General features: G+C 42.1%; 26 protein-coding genes. 24 read left to right on the top strand and 2 right to left on the bottom strand.

The window, feature by feature from the left end; genetic code table 11:
• Positions 1-10: 10 nt before the first annotated feature.
• The 12 genes from pfkB (at position 11) to IGJ44_RS14100 (ending at position 10,824) form a co-directional block, all read left to right on the top strand.
• Positions 11-949 (top strand): 1-phosphofructokinase, encoded by a 939-nt coding sequence (gene pfkB, locus IGJ44_RS14155; protein WP_167826886.1) that lies wholly within the window; start codon positions 11-13, stop codon positions 947-949.
• Complete coding sequence (locus IGJ44_RS14150; protein ID WP_167826887.1) at positions 946-2,352, top strand: PTS fructose transporter subunit IIC; 1,407 nt, start codon at positions 946-948, stop codon at positions 2,350-2,352. The genes pfkB and IGJ44_RS14150 overlap by 4 nt, the downstream gene beginning before the upstream one ends.
• Positions 2,349-2,798 carry a PTS sugar transporter subunit IIA gene (locus IGJ44_RS14145; RefSeq protein ID WP_151195974.1) on the top strand — a complete coding sequence of 150 codons (450 nt, stop codon included), beginning with the start codon at positions 2,349-2,351 and terminating at the stop codon, positions 2,796-2,798. Before IGJ44_RS14150 ends, IGJ44_RS14145 begins: the two co-directional genes overlap by 4 nt.
• 4 nt (positions 2,799-2,802) lie before the next feature.
• Entirely contained in the window at positions 2,803-3,765 is a 963-nt protein-coding gene (gene lacD, locus IGJ44_RS14140) for a tagatose-bisphosphate aldolase (protein ID WP_151195973.1), read from the top strand.
• A gap of 584 nt (positions 3,766-4,349) precedes the next feature.
• On the top strand, positions 4,350-5,150 hold the full coding sequence (locus tag IGJ44_RS14135) for an SDR family oxidoreductase (protein WP_151195972.1): 801 nt from the start codon (positions 4,350-4,352) through the stop codon (positions 5,148-5,150).
• Between the two features lie 15 nt (positions 5,151-5,165).
• Positions 5,166-7,028: a BglG family transcription antiterminator gene (locus IGJ44_RS14130; protein ID WP_015510346.1), complete on the top strand. Its 1,863-nt coding sequence runs from the start codon at positions 5,166-5,168 to the stop codon at positions 7,026-7,028.
• Positions 7,025-7,510, top strand: a complete 486-nt coding sequence (locus IGJ44_RS14125) for a transcriptional regulator GutM (protein ID WP_167826889.1) — start codon at positions 7,025-7,027, stop codon at positions 7,508-7,510. Before IGJ44_RS14130 ends, IGJ44_RS14125 begins: the two co-directional genes overlap by 4 nt.
• A complete protein-coding gene (gene srlA, locus IGJ44_RS14120; protein ID WP_074934132.1) occupies positions 7,510-8,064 on the top strand; it encodes a PTS glucitol/sorbitol transporter subunit IIC in 555 nt (184 codons plus the stop codon). The genes IGJ44_RS14125 and srlA overlap by 1 nt, the downstream gene beginning before the upstream one ends.
• 12 nt (positions 8,065-8,076) lie before the next feature.
• Positions 8,077-9,075 carry a PTS glucitol/sorbitol transporter subunit IIB gene (srlE, locus tag IGJ44_RS14115; RefSeq protein ID WP_074934133.1) on the top strand — a complete coding sequence of 333 codons (999 nt, stop codon included), beginning with the start codon at positions 8,077-8,079 and terminating at the stop codon, positions 9,073-9,075.
• A gap of 22 nt (positions 9,076-9,097) precedes the next feature.
• On the top strand, positions 9,098-9,454 hold the full coding sequence (locus IGJ44_RS14110; RefSeq protein WP_015510342.1) for a PTS glucitol/sorbitol transporter subunit IIA: 357 nt from the start codon (positions 9,098-9,100) through the stop codon (positions 9,452-9,454).
• Between the two features lie 42 nt (positions 9,455-9,496).
• Positions 9,497-10,177, top strand: a complete 681-nt coding sequence (locus IGJ44_RS14105) for a fructose-6-phosphate aldolase (RefSeq protein WP_008380347.1) — start codon at positions 9,497-9,499, stop codon at positions 10,175-10,177.
• Positions 10,174-10,824, top strand: a complete 651-nt coding sequence (locus IGJ44_RS14100; protein ID WP_413130372.1) for an HAD family hydrolase — start codon at positions 10,174-10,176, stop codon at positions 10,822-10,824. Before IGJ44_RS14105 ends, IGJ44_RS14100 begins: the two co-directional genes overlap by 4 nt.
• A 112-nt stretch (positions 10,825-10,936) precedes the next feature.
• On the opposite strand, the gene IGJ44_RS14095 is transcribed toward IGJ44_RS14100, so the two are convergent.
• Positions 10,937-11,725, bottom strand: coding sequence for a PHP domain-containing protein (locus IGJ44_RS14095; protein WP_167826891.1), 789 nt, complete (start codon positions 11,723-11,725; stop codon positions 10,937-10,939).
• A 132-nt stretch (positions 11,726-11,857) separates the two neighbouring features.
• On the opposite strand from IGJ44_RS14095, the gene IGJ44_RS14090 reads away from it, so the two are divergent.
• From IGJ44_RS14090 to IGJ44_RS14065, 6 genes are all read left to right on the top strand, one after another.
• A complete protein-coding gene (locus IGJ44_RS14090; protein ID WP_005228201.1) occupies positions 11,858-12,724 on the top strand; it encodes an AraC family transcriptional regulator in 867 nt (288 codons plus the stop codon).
• A 234-nt stretch (positions 12,725-12,958) separates the two neighbouring features.
• Positions 12,959-14,032, top strand: coding sequence for a Gfo/Idh/MocA family protein (locus IGJ44_RS14085; protein ID WP_005228203.1), 1,074 nt, complete (start codon positions 12,959-12,961; stop codon positions 14,030-14,032).
• A 30-nt stretch (positions 14,033-14,062) separates the two neighbouring features.
• Positions 14,063-14,815 (top strand): sugar phosphate isomerase/epimerase family protein, encoded by a 753-nt coding sequence (locus IGJ44_RS14080; RefSeq protein WP_086337879.1) that lies wholly within the window; start codon positions 14,063-14,065, stop codon positions 14,813-14,815.
• Positions 14,812-15,531: a ThuA domain-containing protein gene (locus IGJ44_RS14075; RefSeq protein WP_167826892.1), complete on the top strand. Its 720-nt coding sequence runs from the start codon at positions 14,812-14,814 to the stop codon at positions 15,529-15,531. The genes IGJ44_RS14080 and IGJ44_RS14075 overlap by 4 nt, the downstream gene beginning before the upstream one ends.
• Positions 15,528-16,496: a sugar phosphate isomerase/epimerase family protein gene (locus IGJ44_RS14070; RefSeq protein ID WP_005228209.1), complete on the top strand. Its 969-nt coding sequence runs from the start codon at positions 15,528-15,530 to the stop codon at positions 16,494-16,496. Before IGJ44_RS14075 ends, IGJ44_RS14070 begins: the two co-directional genes overlap by 4 nt.
• A 24-nt stretch (positions 16,497-16,520) precedes the next feature.
• Complete coding sequence (locus tag IGJ44_RS14065) at positions 16,521-17,549, top strand: Gfo/Idh/MocA family protein (RefSeq protein ID WP_010749991.1); 1,029 nt, start codon at positions 16,521-16,523, stop codon at positions 17,547-17,549.
• A 78-nt stretch (positions 17,550-17,627) separates the two neighbouring features.
• Here the strand turns inward: IGJ44_RS14065 and IGJ44_RS14060 are convergent, their stop codons facing one another.
• Positions 17,628-18,536, bottom strand: a complete 909-nt coding sequence (locus IGJ44_RS14060) for an ArsR/SmtB family transcription factor (protein ID WP_167826893.1) — start codon at positions 18,534-18,536, stop codon at positions 17,628-17,630.
• A 245-nt stretch (positions 18,537-18,781) separates the two neighbouring features.
• Here IGJ44_RS14060 and IGJ44_RS14055 point away from each other — a divergent pair, with 245 nt between their 5' ends.
• From IGJ44_RS14055 to IGJ44_RS14030, 6 genes are all read left to right on the top strand, one after another.
• Complete coding sequence (locus tag IGJ44_RS14055) at positions 18,782-20,023, top strand: extracellular solute-binding protein (RefSeq protein WP_016609466.1); 1,242 nt, start codon at positions 18,782-18,784, stop codon at positions 20,021-20,023.
• A 159-nt stretch (positions 20,024-20,182) separates the two neighbouring features.
• Positions 20,183-21,058 (top strand): carbohydrate ABC transporter permease, encoded by an 876-nt coding sequence (locus IGJ44_RS14050; RefSeq protein WP_016609464.1) that lies wholly within the window; start codon positions 20,183-20,185, stop codon positions 21,056-21,058.
• An 11-nt stretch (positions 21,059-21,069) separates the two neighbouring features.
• A complete protein-coding gene (locus IGJ44_RS14045) occupies positions 21,070-21,903 on the top strand; it encodes a carbohydrate ABC transporter permease (protein WP_081117855.1) in 834 nt (277 codons plus the stop codon).
• Positions 21,904-21,921: 18 nt separating this feature from the next.
• On the top strand, positions 21,922-23,715 hold the full coding sequence (locus tag IGJ44_RS14040; RefSeq protein WP_167826894.1) for a glycoside hydrolase family 2 protein: 1,794 nt from the start codon (positions 21,922-21,924) through the stop codon (positions 23,713-23,715).
• A 30-nt stretch (positions 23,716-23,745) separates the two neighbouring features.
• Positions 23,746-25,152, top strand: a complete 1,407-nt coding sequence (locus tag IGJ44_RS14035) for a glycoside hydrolase family 43 protein (RefSeq protein ID WP_167826895.1) — start codon at positions 23,746-23,748, stop codon at positions 25,150-25,152.
• Between the two features lie 205 nt (positions 25,153-25,357).
• Positions 25,358-26,284, top strand: a complete 927-nt coding sequence (locus IGJ44_RS14030; protein ID WP_167826896.1) for an alpha/beta fold hydrolase — start codon at positions 25,358-25,360, stop codon at positions 26,282-26,284.
• The last annotated feature ends 107 nt before the right edge of the window (positions 26,285-26,391 follow it).

The following is a 26,391-nucleotide window of genomic DNA, read 5'->3' as shown; positions in this document are numbered from 1 at the left end:
AGGAACAATTATGGGAACGATTTACACATGCACGATGAATTTAGCGATTGACTTATTTATCGAAACAGAACAGCTTTTGCCTCAAGTTGTCAATCGTACACTAGATGATGAGATCCAAGCCAATGGCAAAGGGGTGAACGTTTCTCTTATTTTGAAGATGCTAGGCATTCCCAGCACTGCTTTAGGATTTAGCGGTGGCTTTACAGGAAAATATATTGAAGATTTTTTAAGCGAAAAGCACATCAAGACCGATTTTGTAGCGGTTAATGGAATGACCAGAATAAATGTCTTTACACAAGTCAACGAAGAAAACAAAGAATATAAATTGGTTAATCAAGGGCCAGCGATCAGTCCAGAAAATGTGGAGCGATTGTTGGCAAAAATCAAGACTCTTGTTCCAGGTGATTTTCTTTGTGTTTCTGGGAGTTTACCAAAAGGTGTTCAGCCGACGGTTTTGATTGAGATCAGTAAAATCTGTCAGGAACGAGAAGTCAAGCTGATTATTGATAGTAGTTATAAGGAAGTTCGGGAGTGTTTGCAGTATCGTCCTTACTTGATCAAACCAAATGAAGAGGAGTTAGCGACACTGTTTGATGTCGCCACGATCGCACCCGAAGATTATCAGAAATACGGTCAAATGTTAATTGCAGAAGGAGCGCAAAATGTGTTGCTGTCTTTAGGAAGTGAGGGGGGGATTTTTTTAAATGAAGCAACTTGTCTGATCGCTAATGCCCCAAAAGGTAAAGTGGTAAATACAGCCTGTGCGGGAGATAGCTTATTAGGGACCTTTATTGCTGGGATGGTTCGCAAGGAGGAGGTTTCTCATACATTGAAAAGAAGTATTGCTGCGGGAAGTTCAACTGCTTTTAAAAAGGGATTGACTGACTTTTTAGATATCCCTGAATTGGAAGCGCAAATACATGTTCATAGAAAGGAAGTCCATAAATGACAAAATTTCAGATAGTAGCTGCGACGGGATGTCCGACGGGGATCGCGCATACGTATATGGCACAAGAAGCATTAGAGCAAGCCGCTAAGAAGCGAGGCATTTCGATCAAAGTAGAGACTCATGGACAGATTGGGATCGAAAATGCATTGACTGCTAAAGAGATCGAAGCTGCCGACGCAGTCATTATCGCGGCTGATAAAGATGTTCAAGCCGAACGTTTTGCAGGCAAAAAAATCATTGATGTCCCGGTAGCTTCGGGCATTCGCAATGCGGATCAATTGATCGCTGATGCCTTAGAGGGTGCAGGGAAAATCAAACAGCCGAAGCAATCTGTTCCGACCAATAAAGAAGAAGTAGCCGTCAGCGGGATTGGACATATGATATACAAAAACTTAATGAATGGTGTCTCCCATATGTTACCGTTTGTGGTCAGTGGGGGAGTCTTGATTGCTATTTCATTTCTTTGGGGGATTTATTCGGCTGATCCAACTAATGCTCAGTACAACGAATTTGCTGCGCGACTCAATGGAATCGGTGGTTTTGCTATGAGTATGATGGTCCCGATCCTATCAGCATTTATTGCGGAGAGTATCGCGAAACGACCAGGACTAGTGGTTGGGTTTGTTGGGGGCTTGATCGCGGCAGACGGCGGCACTGGCTTTTTAGGTGGGATCGTTTCAGGTTTCTTAGCCGGCTATGTCGTTCTAGGGCTGATGAAGGCATTGGTTCTTTTACCTAAATCATTAGATGGTTTGAAAGCAATTTTTCTTTATCCCGTTTTAGGAGTCTTGATTACAGGATTGATTATGGACTTTGTGTCAGGGCCGATGGCAACGATCAACGAAGCAATGATGTCTTTCTTAGCTGGTTTCGAAAACTCTAGTCCCTTTGTATTAGGAATTATTGTTGGCTGTATGTGCGCATTCGATATGGGAGGACCAATCAATAAAGCAGCTTATGTAACAGGTACTGCTTTATTGGCACAAGGAAATACTAGTTTCATGGCAGGAGTATCCGCAGCGTGCATTGCACCACCATTGATCACAGGTTTTGCCGTTTTATTCTTTGGGAAGTATTTTGATGCAAATGAAAAAAATGCTGGATTAGTCAATTTTATCTTAGGCTCAACACATATTACAGAAGGAGCGATTCCTTTTGCGGCAAAAGACCCGCTGAGAGTGTTACCGATCATGATGTTTGGTTCTTCGATTGCTGCTGTACTGACCTATCTCTTCAAAGTGCAAGTGCCTGCACCCCATGGTGGCTTTCTAGTATTACCCGTTGTTACTCATGGTCTTTTATGGGTAAGTGCGATTTTAGCAGGATCGATCGCAGGTGGGTTGTTGCTAGGATTGGTTCAAAAAAGAAAAGTTGCCAAACAGAGAATGGACGTGAAAGCATGATTACGGAAGAATATATTTTTGTCGATTCCCTCCTAAATAATAAAGCGGAAGCGCTCTCTTTTCTAGCAAAAGAAAGTAAGAGACAAGGCGATGCTACGAATGTTTCAGAAGTGGAAGCAGCATTTATCCTTCGAGAAGAACAAGGCTCTACAGGCATGATGGATGGCTTTGCCATTCCTCATGCGAAGAGCAGTGTTATTAGACGACCATTTATTAGTGTAATCAAACTTAGAGAAGCAATCGATTGGGACAGTTTAGACGGACAAAAAATCCATACGATCATCGCTATGTTTATACCAGAGAACGAAGCTGGGACTACCCACCTTACGATTTTGTCTCAAGTGGCAAGGATGCTGATGAAAGAAGAGTTTAAAAAAGCGATCCAAGCAGCTACTTCTAAAACAGCTGTACTACAAGCAATGAATCAGTATCTAGAAGGGAATTGAAAAAATGACTACGACAATGAAGCAACCGATAACAGTAACAAAACTTTGTAATTCAAAAGGAATCATCAGTGCATTGGCGATCGATCAAAGAGGCGCATTAAAGCGAATGCTAAGTCAATATAAAAAAGAAGTGTCGGACGCAGCGATCGAGCAATTTAAAACCATCGTCTCTGAAGAACTAACACCATATGCATCGGCTATTTTATTGGATCCAGAATACGGCCTTCCGGCAGCAAAACAACGTGCTCAGCAAACTGGCCTATTGATGGCTTATGAAAAAACGGGGTATGATGCAACGACGCCGGGGAGACTCCCAGACTCGTTAAATTATTGGTCAGTCAAGAAGCTCAAAGAGGCAGGAGCGGATGCCTGTAAGTTTTTACTCTACTATGATGTAGACGAAAGCGATGCAATCAACGATCAAAAGAAAGCTTATATAGAACGAATCGGTTCTGAATGTCTGGCGGAAGGGCTGCCCTTTTTCTTAGAGCTAGTCTCCTATGATGCGACCATTTCGGATAACACATCGAAAGAATACGCAACGGTCAAACCACATAAAGTCAATCAAATGATGAAGGTTTTTGCAGAGTCGCGCTATAACGTAGCTGTTTTGAAAGTAGAAGTTCCTGTCAATATGAAGTTTGTTGAAGGGTTCGGGAATGAGGTTGTCTATACACAAAAAGAGGCTGCAGCATTCTTTAAAGAACAAAGCCAGATGGCTACTTGTCCATTTATTTTTCTTAGCGGAGGCGTCAGTGCAGAGCTTTTTCAAGAAACCCTCCGCTTTGCCAAAGCAGCTGGTTCTACCTTCAATGGTGTATTATGCGGGCGAGCAACTTGGGCAGATGGTGTTAAGGTATTTGCCACTAAAGGAGAAGCTGCTGCAAGACAATGGATGCAAACAGACGGTAGAAAAAACATCGAAACATTGAATGAAGTGCTAATGGAAACAGCTTCTTCTTGTTAGGCAACAACTGAATGATTTCTTTCAATGGGAATATCTGAACTTGGGGAGATAAGGTGTCAACATGTGCTGGCTTCCAGACGATTAAACGGATATCTGAGATTGACTTTCGCCGAAGTCTTTATTTGAAAAAGTCGACGAGTTGAGTCATTCTTAAGGAGCGTACCAACCAATCTCCGCCTTTTTAATACACTCTAATTTAATCGTTTCAAAAAGCTTAGGGAATCTTTCCTAAGCTTTTTTTGTGGAAGAAAAAGGTGGGAGTTTTTCTTTCTTTGACTGCATGTTATTGGAGTGGCTTTGTTGTGGAAAAATCGAGAGCAATTAATTAAGTCGTATTCACAAACCATCCTTTAAAAAAAGAGCGGATGACTCCTTATAAGGAGAAGATAGGATAGAATAGAAGTCGCTTCAACATGATTCTTTCGGTCGCAAAATAAAATTGCATTGTTTTTTAAGGCAAACGATCTGAAGATTATTCAGTGAAATTCGTACACTTTTTTTCTAGATCTTTGAAAAAATCCTGTCTTAATTATTATTGGTCAACGCTTATACTGAAAGCGTAATCAAATTGTAGGAGGGAACGTATGAAAGACTGGTTAAATATAGCTGGAAAAACCGTGATCGTAACAGGGGGTTCTTCAGGAATCGGAAAGAGGATCGTTGAAAGTTTATTAGAGCAAGGGGTGAATGTGGCAAATTTTGACCTTACAGAAGCTACGCGACAACATGACAATTTGTTGTTTGTTGAAACGGATATTTCAGTAAGGGAAGAGGTGGAGTCAGGTGTAGAAAAAGTCATTGAGCGGTTTGGAACTGTCGATGGTTTAGTGAACAATGCAGGGATCAATATTCCACGTCTTTTAGTAGATAAGAAAGACCCTCATGGGAAATATGAATTATCAGATCCTATTTTTGACAAGATGAGTGCAATCAATCAAAAGGGCGTTTTCCTAATGACGCAAACAGTAGCCCGAGAATTGGTCAATAAAAAATCTGGAGTCATCATCAATATGTCATCAGAATCAGGGCTTGAAGGATCTGAAGGGCAAAGTGCATATGCTGCTACCAAAGCGGCACTCAATAGCTATACAAGATCCTGGGCAAAAGAATTAGGAAAATCAAATGTTCGAGTCGTGGGTATTGCACCGGGCATCATGGAAGAAACAGGTTTGAGAACGCCCGCCTATGAGGAGGCATTGGCTTACACAAGAGGGACGACAGTTGAAAAACTGCGAGAAGGATACACAAAAACGAGTACAATTCCTCTAGGTCGGAGTGGAAAATTGACAGAAGTAGCTGACTTGGTCTGCTATTACCTGTCTGACCGATCCAGTTATATTACAGGAGTGACAACAAATGTAGCGGGAGGAAAAACTAGGGGATAGAAATAGGGGGATAAAATGGCATTCGTAAATCGATGGTATCAAATCTTAGACTTGTTAATAACCCATAAGGATATTTCAATCATTGATTTACAGAAAAAGTTGAGCAGTAGTTCAAAAACAGTAAAGAGTAGTATTGATCTGCTTAATGAAGAACTAATTGGTATTGCGAAAATCGTGCAAAGGAAAAAGAGCTATTCGATTGAGGTAGAAGATGCTGAAGAATTTGAACTCATTTTGGCTGGAAAGTTAAAAAAAGAAACCGATTTTAACTCAGCAAGTAAACGGGTGGCATTTATCCTAAAACAATTGATCGAGGAAAAGTCATTTATTTTAATTGACGATCTGTCTGAAGCGCTAGGGATCAGTAGGAGTACTGTCTATAATGATTTTCGGATGCTAAAAAAGCTACTCAAGCCTTTTGATACAGAAGTAGTTGGAACGCCAAATAGAGGGATTCAGATTAAAGGAAGTGAATTTAATCTGCGTTTGCTTTATATCTATTATGTACAAGATTATTTTTATGAAAATTATTTAGAAAATGATACACGAGCAATGATCCAAAAAATCATTTCTCTCTCAGGGATTCCGCAGTATTATGGTCGTTTACTGTATAAAGTGATTTCTATTTCCATGAAAAGGATTATTGAAGGAAATTATTTAGAGACGATACCGAATTGTTATACAAATTTCATCAAAGAAGAAGAACAAATCGAGCAGTTGATCTATCATCTAGAGACCAAATACCGAGTGACTTTAAGTCAAACAGAACAAGACTTTCTCTGGTTCCCGTTAAATTTATCTGCAAATTCCTTAATTGAGCGTACAGTTGTCCCGACAGCAGTCGAACAGTACTTTAAAGCGATGCTAAAGCGAATCCATCGCACGCTCGTTTTGGATATCAATGAGAAAGTGTTGTTTTTAGAAATGAAAGAACACTTAAAGTATATGATCAACCGAATCGTGGTCCAAGCAAAATTAAGCGATTTGTTTTACGGCGAAATCGAGCGACAATATCCCTTTGCCTATGAATTAGCCAAAGTCGGTCTACAAGAGATTGAAGAAGTGGTTGGTCGAACCATACCCACAGTCGAAATCAGTTATCTAGCACTTTATTTTGAACTTGCTTTGAAAAGCCAACAAAACGAACCAGCCAAAAAACAAATTGCTGTAGTTTGTCACAGTGGCAGAGGTACGGCGATGATCATTCGTCGTCAATTGGAACGAGTCTTAGGCAATGATATTCGCATCACCCATTTATCAGAGGAAGCCTATCATCAGGAAAATCTGACCGATTACTTCGCCATTTTTACGACGATCCCATTAAAACATTTAGAGCAAGTGAAAAGTCCAATCATTAAATTGACCAACTTATTTGACGATCATTGGTTGCGCAATGAGTGGGAAAAAGCCGAACGCTTGCAGTCAGTAGGGAAGCAGTCGATCCTCTTACACTTTAACCACTTAGATCCTGACTTGACCTATCAAAAGAATGTCGAGTCAATGATTGCCGAATTAACAAAGGAGCATATAGTAGATGAGTGCTTTTTGGAACGAATCAGACAAAGAGAGGAAAAACATGCCACGATTTTTGATTCTGAGATTGGCTTTCCCCATGCGATCAATGATCAAACAGATAAAATCGTTCTGTCGATAGGTGTGTTCAAAAGGAAATTGGTTACTCCTGAGGGTAATATCAAACTGATTTTTTTGTTAGGTATTCCAAGTGAATTGACAGGGAAAAACGAACAAGACTTGTTGCGCATTTATGATGAATTATTTGCGATTGCTGGCAATGCGGATTTCAGAGAAGAAATCAGTGCCCAAGAAAATCTATTGGCATTGAAAGAATGGCTTTATCAGAAGGAGTTGATTATATGAGTTTTGTTTATCTATTTGGTATTTTTGCCTTAGGCGCCTATTTGTTACAAATTCTTTTTGGGTTGAAACAGATCAAACACTTTAATCAAAACTATCAGCAACTGCGCAAAAAAGGCAAGGTAGCGATTGGACGCAGAGCTGGGAAAATAAAAGCAGGAACGATCGTTTTACTTGCGGTCGATCCAGGAGGAATCATTCTTGATGCCAGAAAGATGCAAGGGGTAACCGTGTTGGCGAAGTTTAAAGAGCTGCCGGTCTATCTAGGAGAAGATATTCATTATATCGATAAGTACCATCCAAAAGTGCAAAAAGAAAACAAGTTGACGATTCAAGCGATGGAAAATGCCAGAGAAATCTATTTGGGCACAGAAGCCGGGAGCTATACCGAAAGTCAAGGAGTGTCGCCTGTAACACTGTTGAAAATACAAATACAAACATGGAAAGAAAAAATATATATGAAAGAAAAAAGGAGTGCAAAATAATGGAGTATATTACAAAATTTGCTGAAGGTTTTATGAGCCTTTTTCAAACCGGAGCAGAGACCTTTATCTCATGGATGACAGGTATCGTTCCAGTGGTGCTAATGCTGATGGTCGCCATGAATACGTTGATTGCTTTCTTAGGAGAAGAACGCGTGACCAAAGTGGCACGTTTATCTTCAAAAAATCCTTTCACTCGCTATTTGCTTTTACCTTTCCTATCTGCCTTTATGTTAGGAAACCCAATGTCGTTTACTATGGCTCGCTTTTTACCTGAATATTATAAGCCTAGCTATTATGCCTCACAAGCTCAATTTTGTCACACCAGTAATGGGGTATTTCCTCATATCAATCCTGGAGAACTCTTTGTATGGTTGGGTATTGCCCAAGGAATCACAACATTAGGCTTAAACTCGATGGAGCTGGCGATTCGTTACCTATTGGTCGGTATGATCATGAACTTTATTGGCGGTTGGGTCACCGACTTTACGACTGCTTACGTGTGTAAGCAGCAAGGCATCACTTTGAGTAAAACAGTCAAACTAGCGGCAGAATAAGGAGGAATCAAGATGACGTACAAAAGTATACGAGTAGTCAAAGGCAGTGGCGGTTATGGCGGTCCCTTAGTGATCACGCCGACAGAAGAAAGACATAAATTTATTTACATTACTGGTGGTGGTGAGCGACCTGCAATCGTTGATAAAATTGTTGAATTAACGGGAATGGAAGCAGTCAATGGCTTTAAAACATCGATTCCCGATGATGAAATTGCATTGGCGATCATTGACTGTGGTGGCACACTACGTTGCGGTATTTATCCCAAAAAAGGGATTCCGACGATCAATGTCGTCGCAACGGGGAAAAGTGGGCCATTAGCACAATATATCAATGAACAGATCTATGTTTCGGCGGTTGGGGTCGACCAAATTTCATTAAGTGAAGAGCAAGAAGCAACCACAGTCGCCAATGAAGCAACAGCTCCTAAGCGGGAATTCACCTACGATACTTCGAAAAAAATCACAGAGCAAAAAGCCGAGCAGCAAAATTTTATTGCCAAGATCGGGATGGGCGCCGGGAAAGTCGTTGCGACCTTTAACCAATCTGCACGAGACGGGGTTCAGACGATGATCAATACCGTCATTCCCTTCATGGCATTTGTTTCCCTGTTGATTGGAATCATTCAAGGGTCAGGCGTTGGAAATTTCTTTGCGAATGTGATGGCGCCATTGGCTGGCAATATTTGGGGATTGATGATCATCGGCTTTATTTGTTCCTTGCCATTTCTCTCCCCGTTACTTGGACCAGGGGCAGTGATCAGTCAAGTGATCGGGACACTGATTGGGGTCGAGATCGGCAAAGGAACGATTCCACCACAACTTGCTCTACCTGCATTATTTGCGATCAATACTCAAAATGCCTGTGATTTTATTCCAGTTGGGTTAGGATTAGAAGAGGCAGAAGCGGAAACGGTTGAGGTTGGGGTACCTTCTGTTCTTTATTCTCGTTTCTTAAATGGTGTACCACGGGTCTTCGTAGCATGGCTTGCAAGTTTTGGACTTTATAGTTAAATCAGTATAGGAGGAAGCAGAAATGGCAGTTTTTACTACGACAGTTCTTTCAATCGGTGTGGAGGCGGAATTATTTCGCGAAGAAAATATGATCATTCTTTTTGGCAAAGATGCACCGGCAGCGTTAGCTGACTATTGTTACAATATTGAAGTACAGCCAATGAATGGCACGATTACATCTGAACAAAAATTATGGATCGATGATCAAAGCTATCAAATTACCTCGGTAGGCGATGTGGTATCAAGAAATTTACAAGAATTAGGACACATCACGATTAAATTTGACGGCAGTTCGACCTCTGAATTACCAGGCACACTTTATGTAGAAGCAAAAACGATCCCTGTGATTGAAAAAGGAACGAAAATCAGCATTAAGTAAGTAAACTGTCTAGTAAAACGTAAGATTGAAGGAGTGTAAGCAATGGAATTCTTTTTGGATACAGTAAATCTTGAGGAAATCACCCACTATCAAAAGGTACTCCCGCTGGCAGGAGTAACCTCGAACCCCACGATTTTGAAAGCTGCGGGGAACATCGACTTTTTTACTCATTTGCAAGCAGTGAAAGAACGAATCGGAGAAGCGTCCTTACACGTTCAAGTGGTTGGGGAAACTGTCGATGAGATGATTCTAGATGCAGAAACGATTATCAATAAGCTGGGAAACGACGTCTATATCAAAATCCCTGTCAATGAAAATGGGTTAGAAGCCATCAAACGATTAAAAGAGCGTGAATTCAATTTAACAGCTACAGCCATTTATACCGAATTACAGGGGTTCTTAGCGATTGGTGCTGGAGTCGATTATTTGGCGCCATACTATAACCGTATGGAAAATATCAATGTTGATGCACCAACAGTCATTGAATCATTGGCACAAGCGATTCATACCACTCAAGCACAAAGTAAGATCCTTGCTGCAAGCTTTAAGAACACTGCGCAAATGAATCGCGCGATTCGTGCAGGGGCACATGCGCTCACTGCTGATCCAGACATCTATCGACAAGGATTAGCCATGCCTTCCATTCAAAAAGCAATAACGGACTTTCACAATGACTGGGTCGAGACATTTGAGTCGCCATCGATTCAGGGGTTATGCCAATGATGCCAACGGTAATTTTTGATATGGATGGGGTTATCGTAGATTCTGAGTATACGTTTTTAGAATCAAAAACAGCGATGCTTCATAGTGAAGGACACCTTGTAGATGAGTCGTATCACTATCAGTTCATGGGGACCACTGCAGAATTTATGTGGGAAAAAATGAAGGAAGAATTACAGTTACAAAAATCTGTTTCAGCGTACATTGAAGAAATGAATCTCAGAAGAAAAGCGTTGATCACACGTGATGGCGTCAAAGCGATTCCTCATGTGCAAACATTGATTCGGCAGTTAGCAGAAGCGAACTTTCAGCTTGGTGTTGCTTCCTCTTCTCCCAAAAAAGAGATTGAGGAGAACCTGGATCAATTGCAGTTGCGAAACTATTTTACTGAGATCGTCAGTAGTGAAGAGGTAGCACGCTCGAAACCCTTTCCCGACGTATTCTTGAAAGCAGCGTCTTTGTTGGGCACGAACCCTCATCAATGTATCGTCATTGAAGATACGATCAATGGCTGTAAAGCTGCCAAAGCTGCGGGCATGTACTGTATTGGCTTTGCGAATCCAGCATTTCCTGCGCAAGGTCTGCCAGCGGATCAAACGATCATTGATTTTCGTGACCTGAATGTGCAAGAATTGAAAACCATTAAATAATACGCACGACTAAAATGACCAACCTAGGAAAGGATGACTGCTAATGAAGCTGGAATCCTCCTTTATAGACGGGTCATTTTTAATTTTTTTGCATGATAGTCAAAGAATAAGCTTATTCTGTCGGCAGATCCGCCATAAACCGTTCGCTACCTTGAAAGACCGCTAATTGATTGACACCAAAGGAACGCAGCAGATCGCTCATCGCTGCAAAATCTAACCGATAGTCACTGGCTTTATGGGCATCAGAGCCGAGGGTGAACAATTTACCGCCGACACTTTGATACAGCGGGATAGCATATTGATAAAGGTGGGCATTTTGATAGGGGCCAAAGCTCTTCGCGTTGATTTCCATCGCTAAGTCACGGGCAACGATTTTTTTGAAGATCGTCGTTAACTCTGTTTCAAAATGGGCGGCCAATTCCTCAGCTGTAAATTGGAAACGACGCAAGCCATAATCAAAGTGGGTCACGATGTGCCCGTCTGGAAACGAGTCCAACACGTGGGCCATTTGGTCAAAGTATTGTTTGGCGACTGCAAATTTGTCCTTGTTCAACACGGCATCGTCCATATAATCAAAGGTACCGTTTTGATGGATACTGATCAATTTCAAGTCATAGGGATGGCTTTCAAGATAGCGCAAGATTTTTTGTTCTTGACCAGGCACGACACCAATCTCGATGCCTTTTAAGAGTTTCGTCGCTGTGGTCTCTTGTAGCTTCTGGTGGGTATTTACTAGTAATTCATAGTCAGGAATATCATCACGGAATCCCGAATAGGGGTTCTTCAAATCGAAATGATCTGTCGCAACGAAGTAGGCAGGCTGGTAAGCAAGATAATTCTCAAACTGTTCATCTGAATCAAAAGACAAAAATGTATGCAGATGTTGATCATAATAATTCATAAACAAGACTCCTTTTCTTGAATACGATACCACAAAAAAGCAGAAGAAACTATGATTGGCTGAGAAAAGGTTTTCTCTTGGACAATTTTTCGCTTATAATAAATAAGAATAGAGCGAAGGAGTCGGTCAGCCATGAGTATGTATCTTGAAATTCCTGAATTTGAAAGTGAATTTCGTTTTCGAACGTTTCTAAATGATGGTTTGACCATCGTTTACCCCCATGTCCATAAAGAAATCGAGATCATTTACGCTAAGCGCGGCACGGTCAATATTGGTGTTGACGATACGATCATTGAGTTGGAGGAAGGGGATCTGTATCTTTTTTCCAGCGGGCAACCTCACTATTTTCTAGCATCGCCTGAGAGTGAACGCTATGTCTATCAATTTGATATGAAGCTTTTTGAAGAGCCGTTGCTTCGAGAAAATGAAGTATCCTTGATGACACTCTTTGAAGAAGGGGAGCCCCACAGCAAAAATTGGCCAACGAGTTTTACGGAAAAAATAACAGGTCTCTTGATCGAGTTGTATCAGTTGGAAGAGGAAAATGTTGTTGGGAAGCGTTATTTGACTCTCGGGCTGCTTTACCAGTTGATTGGGGAGTGCTATCAAGGTTTGCCAAAGCGCAAACAAGCCGTCAATCCGCTAAAACGAACGGCCGCACAATACAAAGAAACCTTGCAGCGTCTGAATGATGTCTTTGAGTACATCGAATCTCATTACCAAGAAGTCTTGACGATGGAGGACACCGCAAGACATGTAGGATTTAGTCCACATTATTTCACGCGTTTCTTTAAAACCAATACTGGCAAGACCTTCATGCAGTTTTTGACGGAATATCGCATCAATCAAGCCAAATTTATCTTGGCCAATGAAAAGATCCCCATGGCAGAAGTCGCTGAAAAAGCAGGTTTTGCCAGTGTCAAAACATTTCACCATGTCTTTAAGGAAGCCGTTGGTCAATCACCGTTGCAGTACCAGAAACAACTGAATCAAAATTGATAGAAACAGCCGATGAGCCTTTGCTTGTCGACTGTTTTTTTGTCAATTTGGCACTATTTTTTTCTCGATAGTGTTTTTTTAAGCGCTTTGCATAAATTGTGGAGTGGTTCTTTTTGTTAAAGTTTCATAAGATAATTTTCGGGAATTTTTTCAATGGAAACTGGGAAGAACTGCTTTCGATGTTTCGCTATAATGAGGGGGTAGAAAATAATAAGCGTTTTCAGGAGGAAAGATATGACAGTTAAAGTTGGAATCATTGGGTGCGGTGGGATCGCAAACGGCAAGCACATGCCTGCCTTGTCTCAAGTAGAAGAAGTAGAAATGGTTGCCTTTTGTGATCTGCTGGTTGAACGTGCAGTTGAAGCGAAATCAGCATTTGGGACCGAAGATGCCCAAGTATTCAGCGATTATCAAGAAATGTTGGCACAAGCCGATCTAGATGTGATCCATGTGTGTACACCAAACGCCTCACATGCTGAGTTGACGATTGCCGCACTAGAAGCGGATTGTCATGTCATGTGTGAAAAACCAATGGCAAAAACAGCGGCAGAAGCCAAAGCAATGATCGAAGCAGCCAATAGAACAGGGAAAAAACTCACGATCGGCTACCAAAACCGTTTTAGAAAAGATTCTCGTTATCTTCATGAAGTGTGCGCCGAAGGACAATTAGGAAACATTTATTTTGGGAAAGCTCATGCGATCCGTCGTCGGGCTGTGCCAACTTGGGGTGTTTTCCTTGATGAAGAAGCGCAAGGCGGCGGTCCGTTGATCGATATCGGTACCCACGCATTGGATCTGACCTTATGGATGATGAACAATTACAAACCAAAATTTGTTGTCGGAAAAGCGTATCATGAGTTGTCGCAAACCAAAAATGCCGCAAATGCTTGGGGCCCTTGGGATCCAGAGAAATTCTCAGTAGAAGATTCGGCCTTTGGTTTTGTGGTCATGGAAGATGGGGCAACGATTTTCTTAGAAGCTAGCTGGGCGCTCAACAGCTTGGATGTGAAAGAAGCCAAAACGACACTGATGGGCAGCAAAGCGGGTGCGGATATGAACAACGGTTTGACCATCAACGGAGAAGACCACAGTTTGCTGTATGAAAAAAATATCGAACTTGAAACAGGCGGCGTTGATTTTTATGAAGGAAACGGGGAAACGCCAGAAATTTTAGAAGCACAATCGTGGATCCATGCGATCATCAACGATACCGAACCAGTGGTCAAACCTGAAGAAGCAATGGTCGTGACGGAGATTTTAGAAGCGATCTACAAATCATCGCAAACCGGTGAGCCAGTCTATCTATAAGAACTGCTGGAAGAAAAGGAGCGAGCATAAATGACAAAACCGAAAATCGCTTTACAGCTTTGGAGTATTCAAGAGGACTGCAAGACAGACCTTTTTGAAGCGTTGAAAACAGTAAAACAAAACGGCTATGATGGTGTTGAATTTGCCGGTTATCATGGACACAGTGCTGCTCAGATCAAAGAAATGCTGGAGCAGTTGGATTTGGCGGTCGCGGCTTCCCATATCCCGTTTGAAGCATTGCAAGATCGTTTTGAAGAAACCGTCGCTTTTGAAAAAACGATTGGCAATCAACGGATCGTCATTCCGTATGCCAGCTTTGATTCTTTGGAAAAATGGCAAGCCTTTGCTGCGGAGCTGACCCAGATCACCCAAAAATTGCAAGCCGAAGGGCTGACTTGCTACTACCACAACCATGCCCATGAATTTACTGAAGTTGCTGGAGAATCTATGATCGATGAACTGATCAAAGACAATCCGCAACTGCGTTTGGAAGCCGACCTTTACTGGTTAGCCTTTGCAAACGTGGCTGTTTTACCTTGGCTAAAGGAACGCGAAACGAAGGTCGGCTTGGTTCATATCAAAGATATGCAAGAGCAGCCGCAGGAAAGCACCGAGATCGGCAATGGGATTTTACCAATCAAGTCGTATGTAGAAGCAGCTAAAGCATTAGAACTACCATGGCTGATCGTCGAGCAGGAAGCGTTTCAAAAATTCGCTCCTTTAGAAGCCAGCGGGATTGATTATCTGCAATTAAAAAACATCGTAGAGGAGGTCTACCAATGATCCATGTTACGGTATGGAACGAGTTTCGTCATGAAAAAACGAATGAGACCGTCCAAAAAATGTATCCAGAAGGAATCCATGGTCAAATTGCCAAGTTTTTAGCAGAGGATGATTTCCAAGTGCGAACGGCGACCCTTGATGAACCAGAACACGGGTTGACGGAGCAAGTATTGGCTGACACGGATGTGTTGGTTTGGTGGGGCCATATGGCGCATGAAGAAGTCGATGATGCTATCGTTGCTCGTGTGCAGCAGCGTGTATGGGAAGGAATGGGACTGATCGTCTTGCATTCTGGCCACTTTTCGAAAATCTTTAAAACGTTGATGGGAACGTCGTGCGATTTAAAATGGCGAGTAGACGATCAGCATGCGCGGATCTGGAATGTCAATCCAAGCCACCCAATCGTTGAAGGAGTCGGCGAATGGATTGAACTAGAGCAAGAGGAAATGTATGGCGAGCACTTTGATATTCCAGCGCCGGACGAATTGATCTTTGTCAGTTGGTTCCCTGGTGGTGAAGTTTTCCGCAGCGGCTGTACATTCCGCCGTGGGAATGGCAAGATCTTCTATTTCCAGCCTGGTCATGAGACATTCCCAAGCTATTACAATCCCAAAGTGCAAAAAGTGATCCAAAATGCGGCTCGCTGGTGTGCACCAACAGAAAATCGTTACCCAACATATGGGCATTTTCAAGCAATTGAGGAGGAAAGAAAATGAAATTAGGTGTTTTTACCCCGTTATTCAATCAACTTAGCTTTGAAGAAATGATCGATGAAGTAGCGAAAAAAGGGCTGCAAACCGTCGAGATCGGTACCGGTGGTTCTCCAGGCAATGCCCACTTAGATATTGACCGTTTACTAGCAAGTGAAGCAGAGCGAAAAGAATACTTAGCGAAATTAGCTGATAAAGGATTGGAAATCTCAGCTTTGAGCTGTCACAACAACCCAATCTCTCCATTAAAAGCAGAAGCGCAAGAAGCCGATGAACTTTTGCGCAAAACCATCAAATTAGCCAGCTTAATGAATGTACCTGTTGTGAATGGATTTTCAGGCGTTTCAGGCGGAAATGCAACAGATACACAAGTCAACTGGCCAGTATTGCCATGGCCAACGGAATACGATGACAATTATAATTATCAATGGGAACAAAAACTGATTCCTTATTGGAAAGGCATCAACACGGAAGCGGAAGCGGCTGGTGTTAAAATCGGGATCGAACTTCATGGCGGCTTTTTGGCACATACCCCTTATACGATGTTGAAACTGCGGGATGCTGCGGGTAAAGCCATCGGCTGTAACTTGGATCCAAGTCATTTATGGTGGCAAGGGATCGACCCAGTGGCAGCGGTCAAAATCTTAGGGGAAGCCGATGCGATCCATCACTTCCATGCCAAAGATACGTATTTGGACCAAGACAATATCAACATGCATGGCTTGACGGACATGCAGCCATATAGCAATGTCAAAACCCGAGCTTGGACCTTCCGTTCAGTCGGTTGCGGCCACAGCTTACAAGTCTGGTCAGATATTATTTCTGCGCTTAGAATTTATGGGTATGATTATGTCTTGAGTATTGAACATGAAGATCCAATCATGTCCATTGATGAAGGACTGACTCGTGCCATCAGCAACTTGAAGACGATTATGATCCGTGAAGAAGCTTCATCCATGTGGTGGGCATAAGAAGAAAACCGAGGAGTGTCAGACATGAGTGCAATCAATTTTGCAGTAATCGGATATGGCGGCATGGGTGCGTACCATGTCCACAATATCTTACCAAATGAAAACGAACGAATCCACATCGTAGGAACTTACGATATCAATGAAGAACGTCAAGCGATCTCCCAAGAAAAAGGCCATAAGATCTTTAAAAGCTATGATGAAGTCTTAGCCGATGAGACGATCGAAGCAGTGTTGATCGCCACACCTAATGACTTGCACAAAGAGTTATCGATCGCTGCGTTGAAAGCCGGCAAACATGTTGTTTGCGAGAAGCCTGTTGCGCTGAATACTGCGGAACTAGATGAGATCGTGGCGGTTGCCCAAGAAACTGGCAATACCTTTATGGTTCACCAAAACCGCCGTTGGGATCCTGATTTTCTACTTGTACGCGAACTGTACCGTAATGGACAGATCGGTGATTTGTTCCAATTAGAGTCACGGGTCCAAGGGGCAAACGGCATCCCAGGAGACTGGCGCCATGTGAAAAAACAAGGTGGGGGAATGCTTTTAGACTGGGGCGTTCACTTGCTGGATCAAATGCTATGGCTGATCGACAGTCCAGTGAAAGATGTTAAAGCGGATCTTAGCTTTGTGTTGGGGGAAGAAGTCGATGATGGGTTCTTCGCTTTGATTACCTTTGAAAATGGGGTCAAAGCAATCGTGGAAGTTGGAACCTCCAATTACACGCAATTGCCTCGCTGGTACATCAAAGGAACAGAGGGAACAGCCACCATCACCGATTGGGATCTAAATGGGGAAATGGTGCAAGCAACAGGTCGCGAAGATGTGGCCGCACCAAAACCAGTCCAAGCAGGCGTTGGCTTGACGAAAACGATGGCACCCCCATCGGAATTGGCAGCCAAAGAGATTCCTTTCCCGAAAGCCGAAGCGGATTTTGAACCTTTCTACAAGAATTTTTACAACGTTGTACGCAACGGTGCCGAACCTATCGTTAAAAACGAAGAAGTCCGAGCAGTGATGCAGTTGATCGAACGCATTTTTGCCACAGCGTAAGAGAATAGAAAAAAGCACTAGCTGAGGGAGTGATCTCTCTTCGCTACGTGCTTTTTTTGTGTAATGAAACGACAACAGTCATTCCGATACGTAAAAATTGAACAATAAATCTTGAGGATAATTTCCCCATCGATCGCCGAAAATGGTCAAACCACCAGCGTTTTCGGCAGTTGCAGGTGCAGCAATTTTAAAGGTGAAAAAATCACTGTGGTCTAAGTCGATTTCATTCAGGTTGTGATCTGTTAATTTTTCTCCATCGAGGGAAGTATCATAGCGATTGATGCGTAAATGCTTAAGTAATCCATATTGACTGAACTCATCGATCCACCATTGCGGAGTCAGAGAACCTCTGACATCCGAAAAGTTTCCTGGTACGGTATAGCTACCGATGCAGTGATTGTTTAAGTGAAAGGAAAGATCGCTGGGCCAATAGTTATTCGAAATTGGGAACTCTGAAGCGATCTCCATACTAATTTCTAGTAATTCGATTTTTTCACCATTTTTCAAAGGATTTGGGATTTTGTATTCTAAAAAACCGTTATTTAGCCAGATGATACTTGCATCAACACGTTCTTGATCCAGAAAAGATTTTGGATCATCTAAGGCGCCAATCAAGCGGTCTTTGGTCGCCATTCCACAAGAAGGCTCAGCTTTAAAATCGGTGAAGTGGCCAATTTTCACGGATTGGGAGGTTAGATTCATTTCTGGAAACACTTTTGCTGGGAAATTGATATTGATGAAATCAGTTTTTAGAGATAAATATTTTTTCTTCCAGTCTTGCCCCGATCCTTTTTCTGTTTTGATCAACTGAGCTTCTTCGAGTTTACGGATATGTTTGGTCATCAAAGCATTGCTGATTGCTAATTTTTGTCCAATTTCACTGATGCTTTTCTTCTTATCGCCTAATTCTCTTAAAATCGCTAAGCGAGTTTCATTTGCCAGTGCTTCGTAGATCGGTAAAGATGCGTTTGTTAGATCCAATTCCATAGCGATCACCTCGTTATACTAAAATGTTTAATGAAAAGATGGTTTTATTATAACATAACCTTGTGAATTTACCAAATAGTAAAATGATGTTTTTTTAGCTATCCCTTGTTAAAATAATGTTGACAGCGCTTTATATTTATAGTAACTTTACGGTGTAAACATTATTCGACGATAGTCTAACGATTATGTTTATTGATAACTGGATATCATTTTACTTTTTAGTTAAATTAAAAGGAGTGTAAAAAATGAAAGTAAGTAAATCAATTGTTTTAGTAGGGACAAGCTTATTATGTACAGTGTTGTTAGCTGCTTGTGGCGGAAGTGGTAGCTCAAGTAATAATTCAGAAATTTTGCTTTGGTCTTCGACAACAGGACCGGACGGTGAAAAAATCAAAAAAACGATTGATCAATACAATGAAACAGACCCAGACTTTAAAGTGAAGCTAGTAAGCATGCAAGGTGACACCTTTACTTCAAAGTTGACGACTGCGGGGAAATCGGGGAAAGGTGTCCCTGATTTGGCTTTGATCGCCTCAGAAGCTTTGCCTACGTATAAACACCAAGACATGCTTGAAACTTGGGATGACATGATCGATGGAACAGAATTGGCACGGGAAAACTACGTAGAAGCTGCTTGGGACACTGGTGTAGTGGATGATAGTCAATATGGGATTCCGGCAACCATGGGTTCGTGGGTGATGTATTACAACCAAGATTTGGTGGATAAATATGTTCCAGGAGCGTTGGATGATGGCGTAGTGACGTATGAAGAAATCAGACAAGCTGGGGAAAAAGCAAAAGCAGATGGTATCTATAGTTTTGGCTATACATGGGGCATGCAGAATTATTCGAATCTCTACCAACAAATGGGTGGGGAATGGCAAGATGCACAAGGAAACATCAATATCGATAATGAGTTTTCTTACAATGCCGTTCAAGAGTTTAAGGATTTATATGATGCCGGCTACATGGTCCCAGATGGTGAAGATGCAAATAAACTTTTTGCAAACCAGCAGCTGATTTTTCTTCCAGAAGGAACATGGATGCTAAGTAATATGGAAGAAATCAGTGACTTCACTTGGGGTCAAACATTTACTCCTCAATGGGATGCGGAACATATCATTCAAGGTTCAGGCGTCGATCAGTTTGCAATGTTCAAAACGAACGAGGAACGTTCCGATGAAAAGAAAAGTGGCATGGTCGACTTTCTGACTTGGTTACAAGCAAACCAATTAGAGTGGGTCAAATCAGGTGCAAATCCTACTTCCTTAGCTATGCTAGACAATGAAGAATATGTTGAGATGCCACAATCCTTCTTATTGAAGACAGAAAAAGGACAAGCGGCAATTTCTGTTAACGCAGTTGATGGCTTATCGTATATCTTTGGTGAATATGATAATCGCTCATGGGACATGATCACAGGAAAAGCAGATATTCAAACGACTTTTGGTGAGATCCAAAAAGTTGTAGAAGAAAAGATGAAATAATCTTCTCACGTGGAGGCTGTGGCAGAAGGAAGAGCGACCATAAAAAGAATTCCGTCCATTTTTTGATAGGGTAGGAATTCTGATGGGGAGGCTTAAAGGGCTGTCACAGTCGTTTCTTGTTGATAGCTGCACTAGAAATACAAGGAAGGATGGGTATTGATGAAAAAAAGGTTAAATGGCTGGCCAATCGTTTTTATTGGTCCGCATATGCTCCTTTTTCTTTTATTCTTTTTAGTTCCTGCAGTGATTGGGATCTATGTTTCTTTTACTGAATGGGATCTGTTCAGTACACCAATTTTTGTCGGGTTTGATAATTTTAAAACGATTTTGTTTGATCAAGACTCGTTGTATCATACGCAATTTTTTAATGGAATGAAAAATACGCTGTTTTTTGCGGCAATCTCCGTTCCGTTATGTATTGTAATTCCCTTGTTGCTAGCGGTTGCATTATCTGCTAAACCAAAAATGATGCGTTTTTTTCAATCGATTCTCTACCTGCCAACATTATTTGCAATCTCTGCCGTCATGATTATTTGGGGGTTCCTTTTGAGCAAATCTTTTGGACCGATCAAAGAAGTATTCGGTATCGACATCAATTTTGTAGGCACGCAACCATGGGCATGGATCGCTATTTTGATCGTGACGATTTGGTGGACATTAGGTGGGAATCTAATTATTTATGTTGCTGCATTAAATGGCGTCTCCAAAGAGCAGTTAGAAGCAGCAGAATTAGATGGTGCGAATAGTATCACGAAATTTTTTCGTATTTCTTTGCCGAGTATTCGCAACCAGCTTGTTTTTACCACGGTCATGACGACCATCGCTCAGTTTAATATTTATGGTCAGCCACTAATGCTGACGGGAGGCGGACCCAACAATTCTACTCGCGTGTTGATGATGTACATCCAAGAAAATGCCTTTGGTAGTAGTACCTCGGTTGCAGGAATTTCTTCAGCGATGGCCATTCTACTAGGTTTTGTAATCATGGCAGTTTCGATTGTGCAATTTATGGTCATCAAAAAAATGGAAAGATAGGAGGGATGAAGATGCGAGAAAACAAACTAGGGAAAAGAATTGCCTTTATTTTGCTAGCGATCGTCTGTGTGATTTGGATCTTTCCTTTGATATGGGCAATTTTTACCTCGTTTAAATCGGAGGCAGAGATTCAAAAGGTTGGGTTCAGTTTGATTCCGCAAGATTGGACGCTGGCTAACTTTTTGGGCTTGTTACAAGGCAATGATTCTTCTCCTGTGTTCCGCTGGTTTGTGAATTCAATGATTATTTCAACTTCACATACGCTGTTAGTTATGGTGATCGTCTCGTTTGCGGCTTATGGCTATACACGACTCACCTTTAAGGGGAGAGATTTGATTTTTGCCTTATTGTTAGGAACGATGATGTTTCCCGGGGTGGTCAATTTGATCCCGAATTTTAAAATCGTTGATACGTTAGGTTGGACCAATACATTTCTGGCAGTCATCGTTCCTGGAGCAGCAGGTGTTTATAACATTTTTCTCGTTCGGCAGTTCATTTTAGGGATTCCTAAAGAATTGGATGAATCGGCTGTGATCGATGGGGCCAACGAGTTTCAAATCTTTTATCATATCATTTTACCGTTGATCAAACCTGTATTGACGGTGGTTGCGTTATTTAGTTTTACTGGCTCATGGAATGACTTCTTGTGGCCATCGATCGTGATAAACGATATTGATAAATTGCCAATTACACCGGGGCTGCAATTGCTACAAGGGCAATACATGACCTATCCGGGAATTGGAACTGCTGGAGCAATCTTAGCCTTGATCCCTACCTTTTTATTGTATTTGGTGGCGCAAAAAAGCTTTATGGCGTCAATGTCGTTGCAAAGTGGCATAAAATAATTTGTTTTTGGAGGAAATATGAGTAGAGAAGAATACCCGAGACCGCAATTTGAGAGAGAAAATTGGTTAAGTTTAAATGGTGAATGGCAATTTGCCTTTGATGACCAAAATCTTGGTTTAAAAGAAAAGTGGTACACAAACGAAGCAAACTATCCGTACAAGATCAATGTTCCCTTTGTCTATCAAAGTGCATTGAGCGGCATTGATCATCGAGAAGTGCACGACGTTGTATGGTATTATCGGACCTTCGATGTGCAAGTCCCTGAAAAAAGTCGTGTCCTTTTGCATTTTGGGGCGGTGGACTATGAAGCAGATGTGTTTATCAATGGAAATCATGTGAAAAATCATTGCGGAGGGCATACCTCGTTTGATATAGACATTACGGATGCTCTAGTATCTGGACAAGAGCAAATGCTAAGTGTGCGAGCATTTGACCCGCATTTTGATGAAAGCATTCCACGGGGGAAACAATTTTGGGAAGAAGAATCAGCAGGAATCTGGTACACAAACTCAACAGGGATCTGGCAGCCAGTCTGGCTTGAAGTAGTTGCTGAAACCCATCTGCAACAGGTGAAATTTACGAGTGATTTTGATGCTGGCGCCGTGAAGATCGATGTAGAACTGAACCAGTTGCAGCCGCAAGTAGTCTTAGAATATCAAATCTATTTTAAAGATGTTTTAGTTACCAGCGGAAAGGCAGACTTTATCACTTCTAAGTTGAGTTTTGCAGTTGATATTTTCCAGCAAGAAATTTTTCGGACGAATTTTCACCACGAAGGCTGGTCTTGGACACCTGAAAAGCCGCAATTATTTGATGTTGAATTGACGCTTAGAGAAGCAGGGAATGCCATCGATCAGCTAAAAAGTTATTTTGGTATGCGTAAAATACATACAGAAAACGGTATGATTTACTTAAATAACAAGCCTTACTACCAGAAGTTGGTTCTCGATCAAGGCTATTGGCCGAGCGGCTTGTTAACTGCACCAACAGATGAGGACTTTAAGCAAGACATCTTATTGGCCAAAGAAATGGGATTTAATGGTTGCCGAAAACACCAAAAAACAGAAGACCCACGCTTTTTATACTGGGCAGATAAATTAGGATTTCTTGTTTGGGGAGAGTGTGCGGCGCCGGCAATCTATACCGATCGTTCTGTGATGCGTTTGATGCAAGAGTGGGCAGAGATCATCACTCGGGACTATAGTCACCCTTCGATCGTTACTTGGGTACCAATCAATGAGAGCTGGGGTGTGCCAAAAATCTCATTTGATCGTCAGCAACAGCATTTTTCTCAAGCGATGTATCACTTTATCCATTCGCTAGACCAGCAACGGTTGGTTATTTCAAATGATGGTTGGGCGATGACGGAGACAGATATTTGTGCGATTCATAATTATGCGCATGGGCAAGAATCTGAGCGGCAAAAATATCTATACTTCAAAGACAGTCTCAGCACGAGAGAAAAATTGGTGAATCGAGTATCGACCCCATGGCCGATTTTCGCTGGAGGATTTTCTTATCAGGATCAGCCTATTTTATTGACCGAGTTTGGCGGTATTGGCTTCGATGTTTCGGGGCAACCCGGTTGGGGCTATACCTCAGTGGAAAATCAACAAGATTTCTTGAAGGATTATCAGCGAATCATGACAGCTGTTTATGATTCTGTCGGACTCTGGGGCTATTGCTACACTCAGTTGACAGATGTTGAACAAGAAATCAATGGATTGCTGACCTATGACCGCCAACCAAAAGTTGATTTGGCAGCGATTAAAGAGATCAATGAGCAGTTTCATCCACCACAGATAGAATAAAATGATTGGTAAGGAAAGGGGCGATGTCCGATGGGGAAATCAGCAGCTTGGCTCAGTGGAGTAAGTATCTTGATTGCTGCGCTTATGATAACCGGTTGTAGCACTGGAACTGATCCAGGGGAAGAAGTGTCCGATTTTACTTCAATTATCGATAATGATGGGGCAGATCCTTGGATCTTGCAAACGGAAGCGTTCTTTTATTATACCAAAACGACTGGGAATAATTTAACGCTTTGGCGTGCTGAAAACCTCTCTCACGTTGCTGCTGGTGAAAAAAAGGTCATCTGGGAAATGCCAGCAGAATTTGAAAGTATCTGGGCACCCGAGCTTCATTACTTAGATGATCGCTGGGTGATGTATTTCGCGGCTAATCGTCCTTCAGAAACGCATCGTATGTACGCATTAGTCAATCATCAAAAAGATCCTTACATGGGTGAGTGGCAATTGGAAGAGATCAAAGGGATGGATGATAAATTTGCGATTGATGGAACAGTTTTAGAGATCAATGACAAACGCTATTTCCTTTGGTCGGGCTGGGAAGGGTATGAAAATGTTGCGCAAAATCTTTATGTAGCGGAAATGGTCTCCCCTACGGAAGTGATTGGGGAGAAACGGCTTATCTCAGAACCAGAATATGAATGGGAAATGCGGCAAACACCATTGATCAATGAAGCCCCTCAAGTGATTATCAAAGACGAAACAGTCAATTTGGTATACTCTGCCAGTGGAAGCTGGGACAATGATTACGCTCTTGGTCTTATGACCCTAGATGTAGCTGATGATCCCCTAGAAAGAGCGAATTGGCAAAAGGAACCAGAGCCGATTTTCCAACAGACAAACACTGTCTATGGACCTGGTCATAATGGATTTGCCAAATCAAAAGATGGTTCTGAAGACTGGTTGATTTATCACGCTGCTCGGTGGGATCATTCGGGCTGGGACCGTTCGATCCGCTTGCAAAAGTTTGGTTGGGATCAAGAGGATAAAGTCCTACTGGAAGCTCCTTTGGATGAGTGGCATGTTCAAGCGTTGCCAAAAGCTGAGCCGAATCGACTGCGATTAACTGCTAGCCGTGCTTTGTTGGAAGGCGATTTAGCGCTTGTCGAAGATGAGGCAGCACTCTCTAAGAAAGGTGTCCAAGGCTTTGAATCAACGACTGACAAAATTATCTTTACCCCGCAGATTGAAGAATCAGATGAATTTCTGGTGATTGCCTATGTCAAAACCACTGATTATCTCTCCTTAAATGACCCAATTCAGGTCAAGATTGAAACGAAACAAGCAAGTCACGTGGTGGATGTCTATCCTTCCGAATATTATCAACCGCTACAAGTCCGCATGAAGTTACCGAAAGGATCGCAGGAAATCACCCTTTCGTCTGAGATTGGGGTTGACACGCTAAGTATTGATCGTTTAGAAATCGTCAAATTCCAATAAAGAATAATGAGGAAGTTTTTTTAATCCAAGCGATGGGTGATGATCGTTTGACTCCTGCTACTTTGTCTTTAGACAATGTGGCAGGATTTTTTTATCCTTGAAAATTCCCAACTCCTACCGCCATAGCCTAAAATTCCATGTATAATAAAGAAAACGACCGTTTTATTTGGCGAAGGGAAAAGAAAAAGCAAAAGAGGTGCGAACTATGAGGATGAATCAAGAAAAGCTGACTTCATCAAATGGGAAGGATCAGCTTTTTGTCAAAACGTGGCTGCCAGAAGAACAGCCGAAAGCAGTCGTGCAAATCGTTCACGGAATGATCGAACACATTGAACGTTACCACGAGTTTGCGGAATGTTTGACTACGCAAGGCTATGCGGTGATCGGTCATGATCACTTAGGGCATGGGCAATCCGTGAAGGAAACACAGGCCTATGGGCATTTTGGTGAAAAAGAGGGCGCCAACTATTTAGTGGCAGATGTGGGAGTGGTCCATCAGTACGCAGCTGCTTGCTACCCAGACCGACCATACTTTATCTTAGGGCACAGTATGGGGTCGCTGGTGTTGCGGAATTATTTGTTTAGTCAGCCACATCCATTGTCAGGAGCGATCATCATGGGCACCACGATGGAAAAAGCCGTGCTGATGCAAGGAGGCAAACTCGTTACGAACTTGTTGCGCCCGTTTGCCGCTCAGCAATGGCCTTATCACGTAATGGAACAGCTGGTTTTTGGCCAGCACAACCGGCGTTTTCGTCCCAATCGGTCCGCTAAGGATTGGTTGACCAGTGATCCGCAACAAGTGGATCGCTACTTGAAGGACCCTTACACCCAATTTCATTTTTCTTTAGCGGCTTACAAGGATCTCTTTACATTGACGCAAGTTGCCAGTGATCCGGACCAATTGCGCAGGATTGATCCAGAATTGCCGCTGCTCTTGATTTCAGGTGCAGATGATCCTGTGGGGCACTATGGCAAAAGCGTCCGCCAATTGGCTCAGCAGCTGAAGCAAAATGCTGACGTGACGATGTATTTGCTTGAACAGGGCCGGCATGAGATTTTGAATGAGCGCAACCGCGAGATCGTTTACAATGAAATTTCTCGCTGGCTGTTTGAAAAAATGCCGAAATGACGAACGTTAAGAAATTGGTAGTCTTTTCTGAAAATTCAAAATTATTTTCTCTTTTAAGGCTTTTTTCATTTTCGGCTATCTGTTATAATGATTTTCACATCTAACAT

It is taken from the genome of Enterococcus sp. DIV1368d (assembly GCF_050542975.1).
In the GTDB taxonomy this organism is placed as follows: Bacteria; Bacillota; Bacilli; order Lactobacillales; family Enterococcaceae; genus Enterococcus_D; species Enterococcus_D casseliflavus.
The sequence above is the reverse complement of the archived record's forward strand: the minus strand, read 5'-3'. Positions and strand labels throughout refer to the sequence as shown.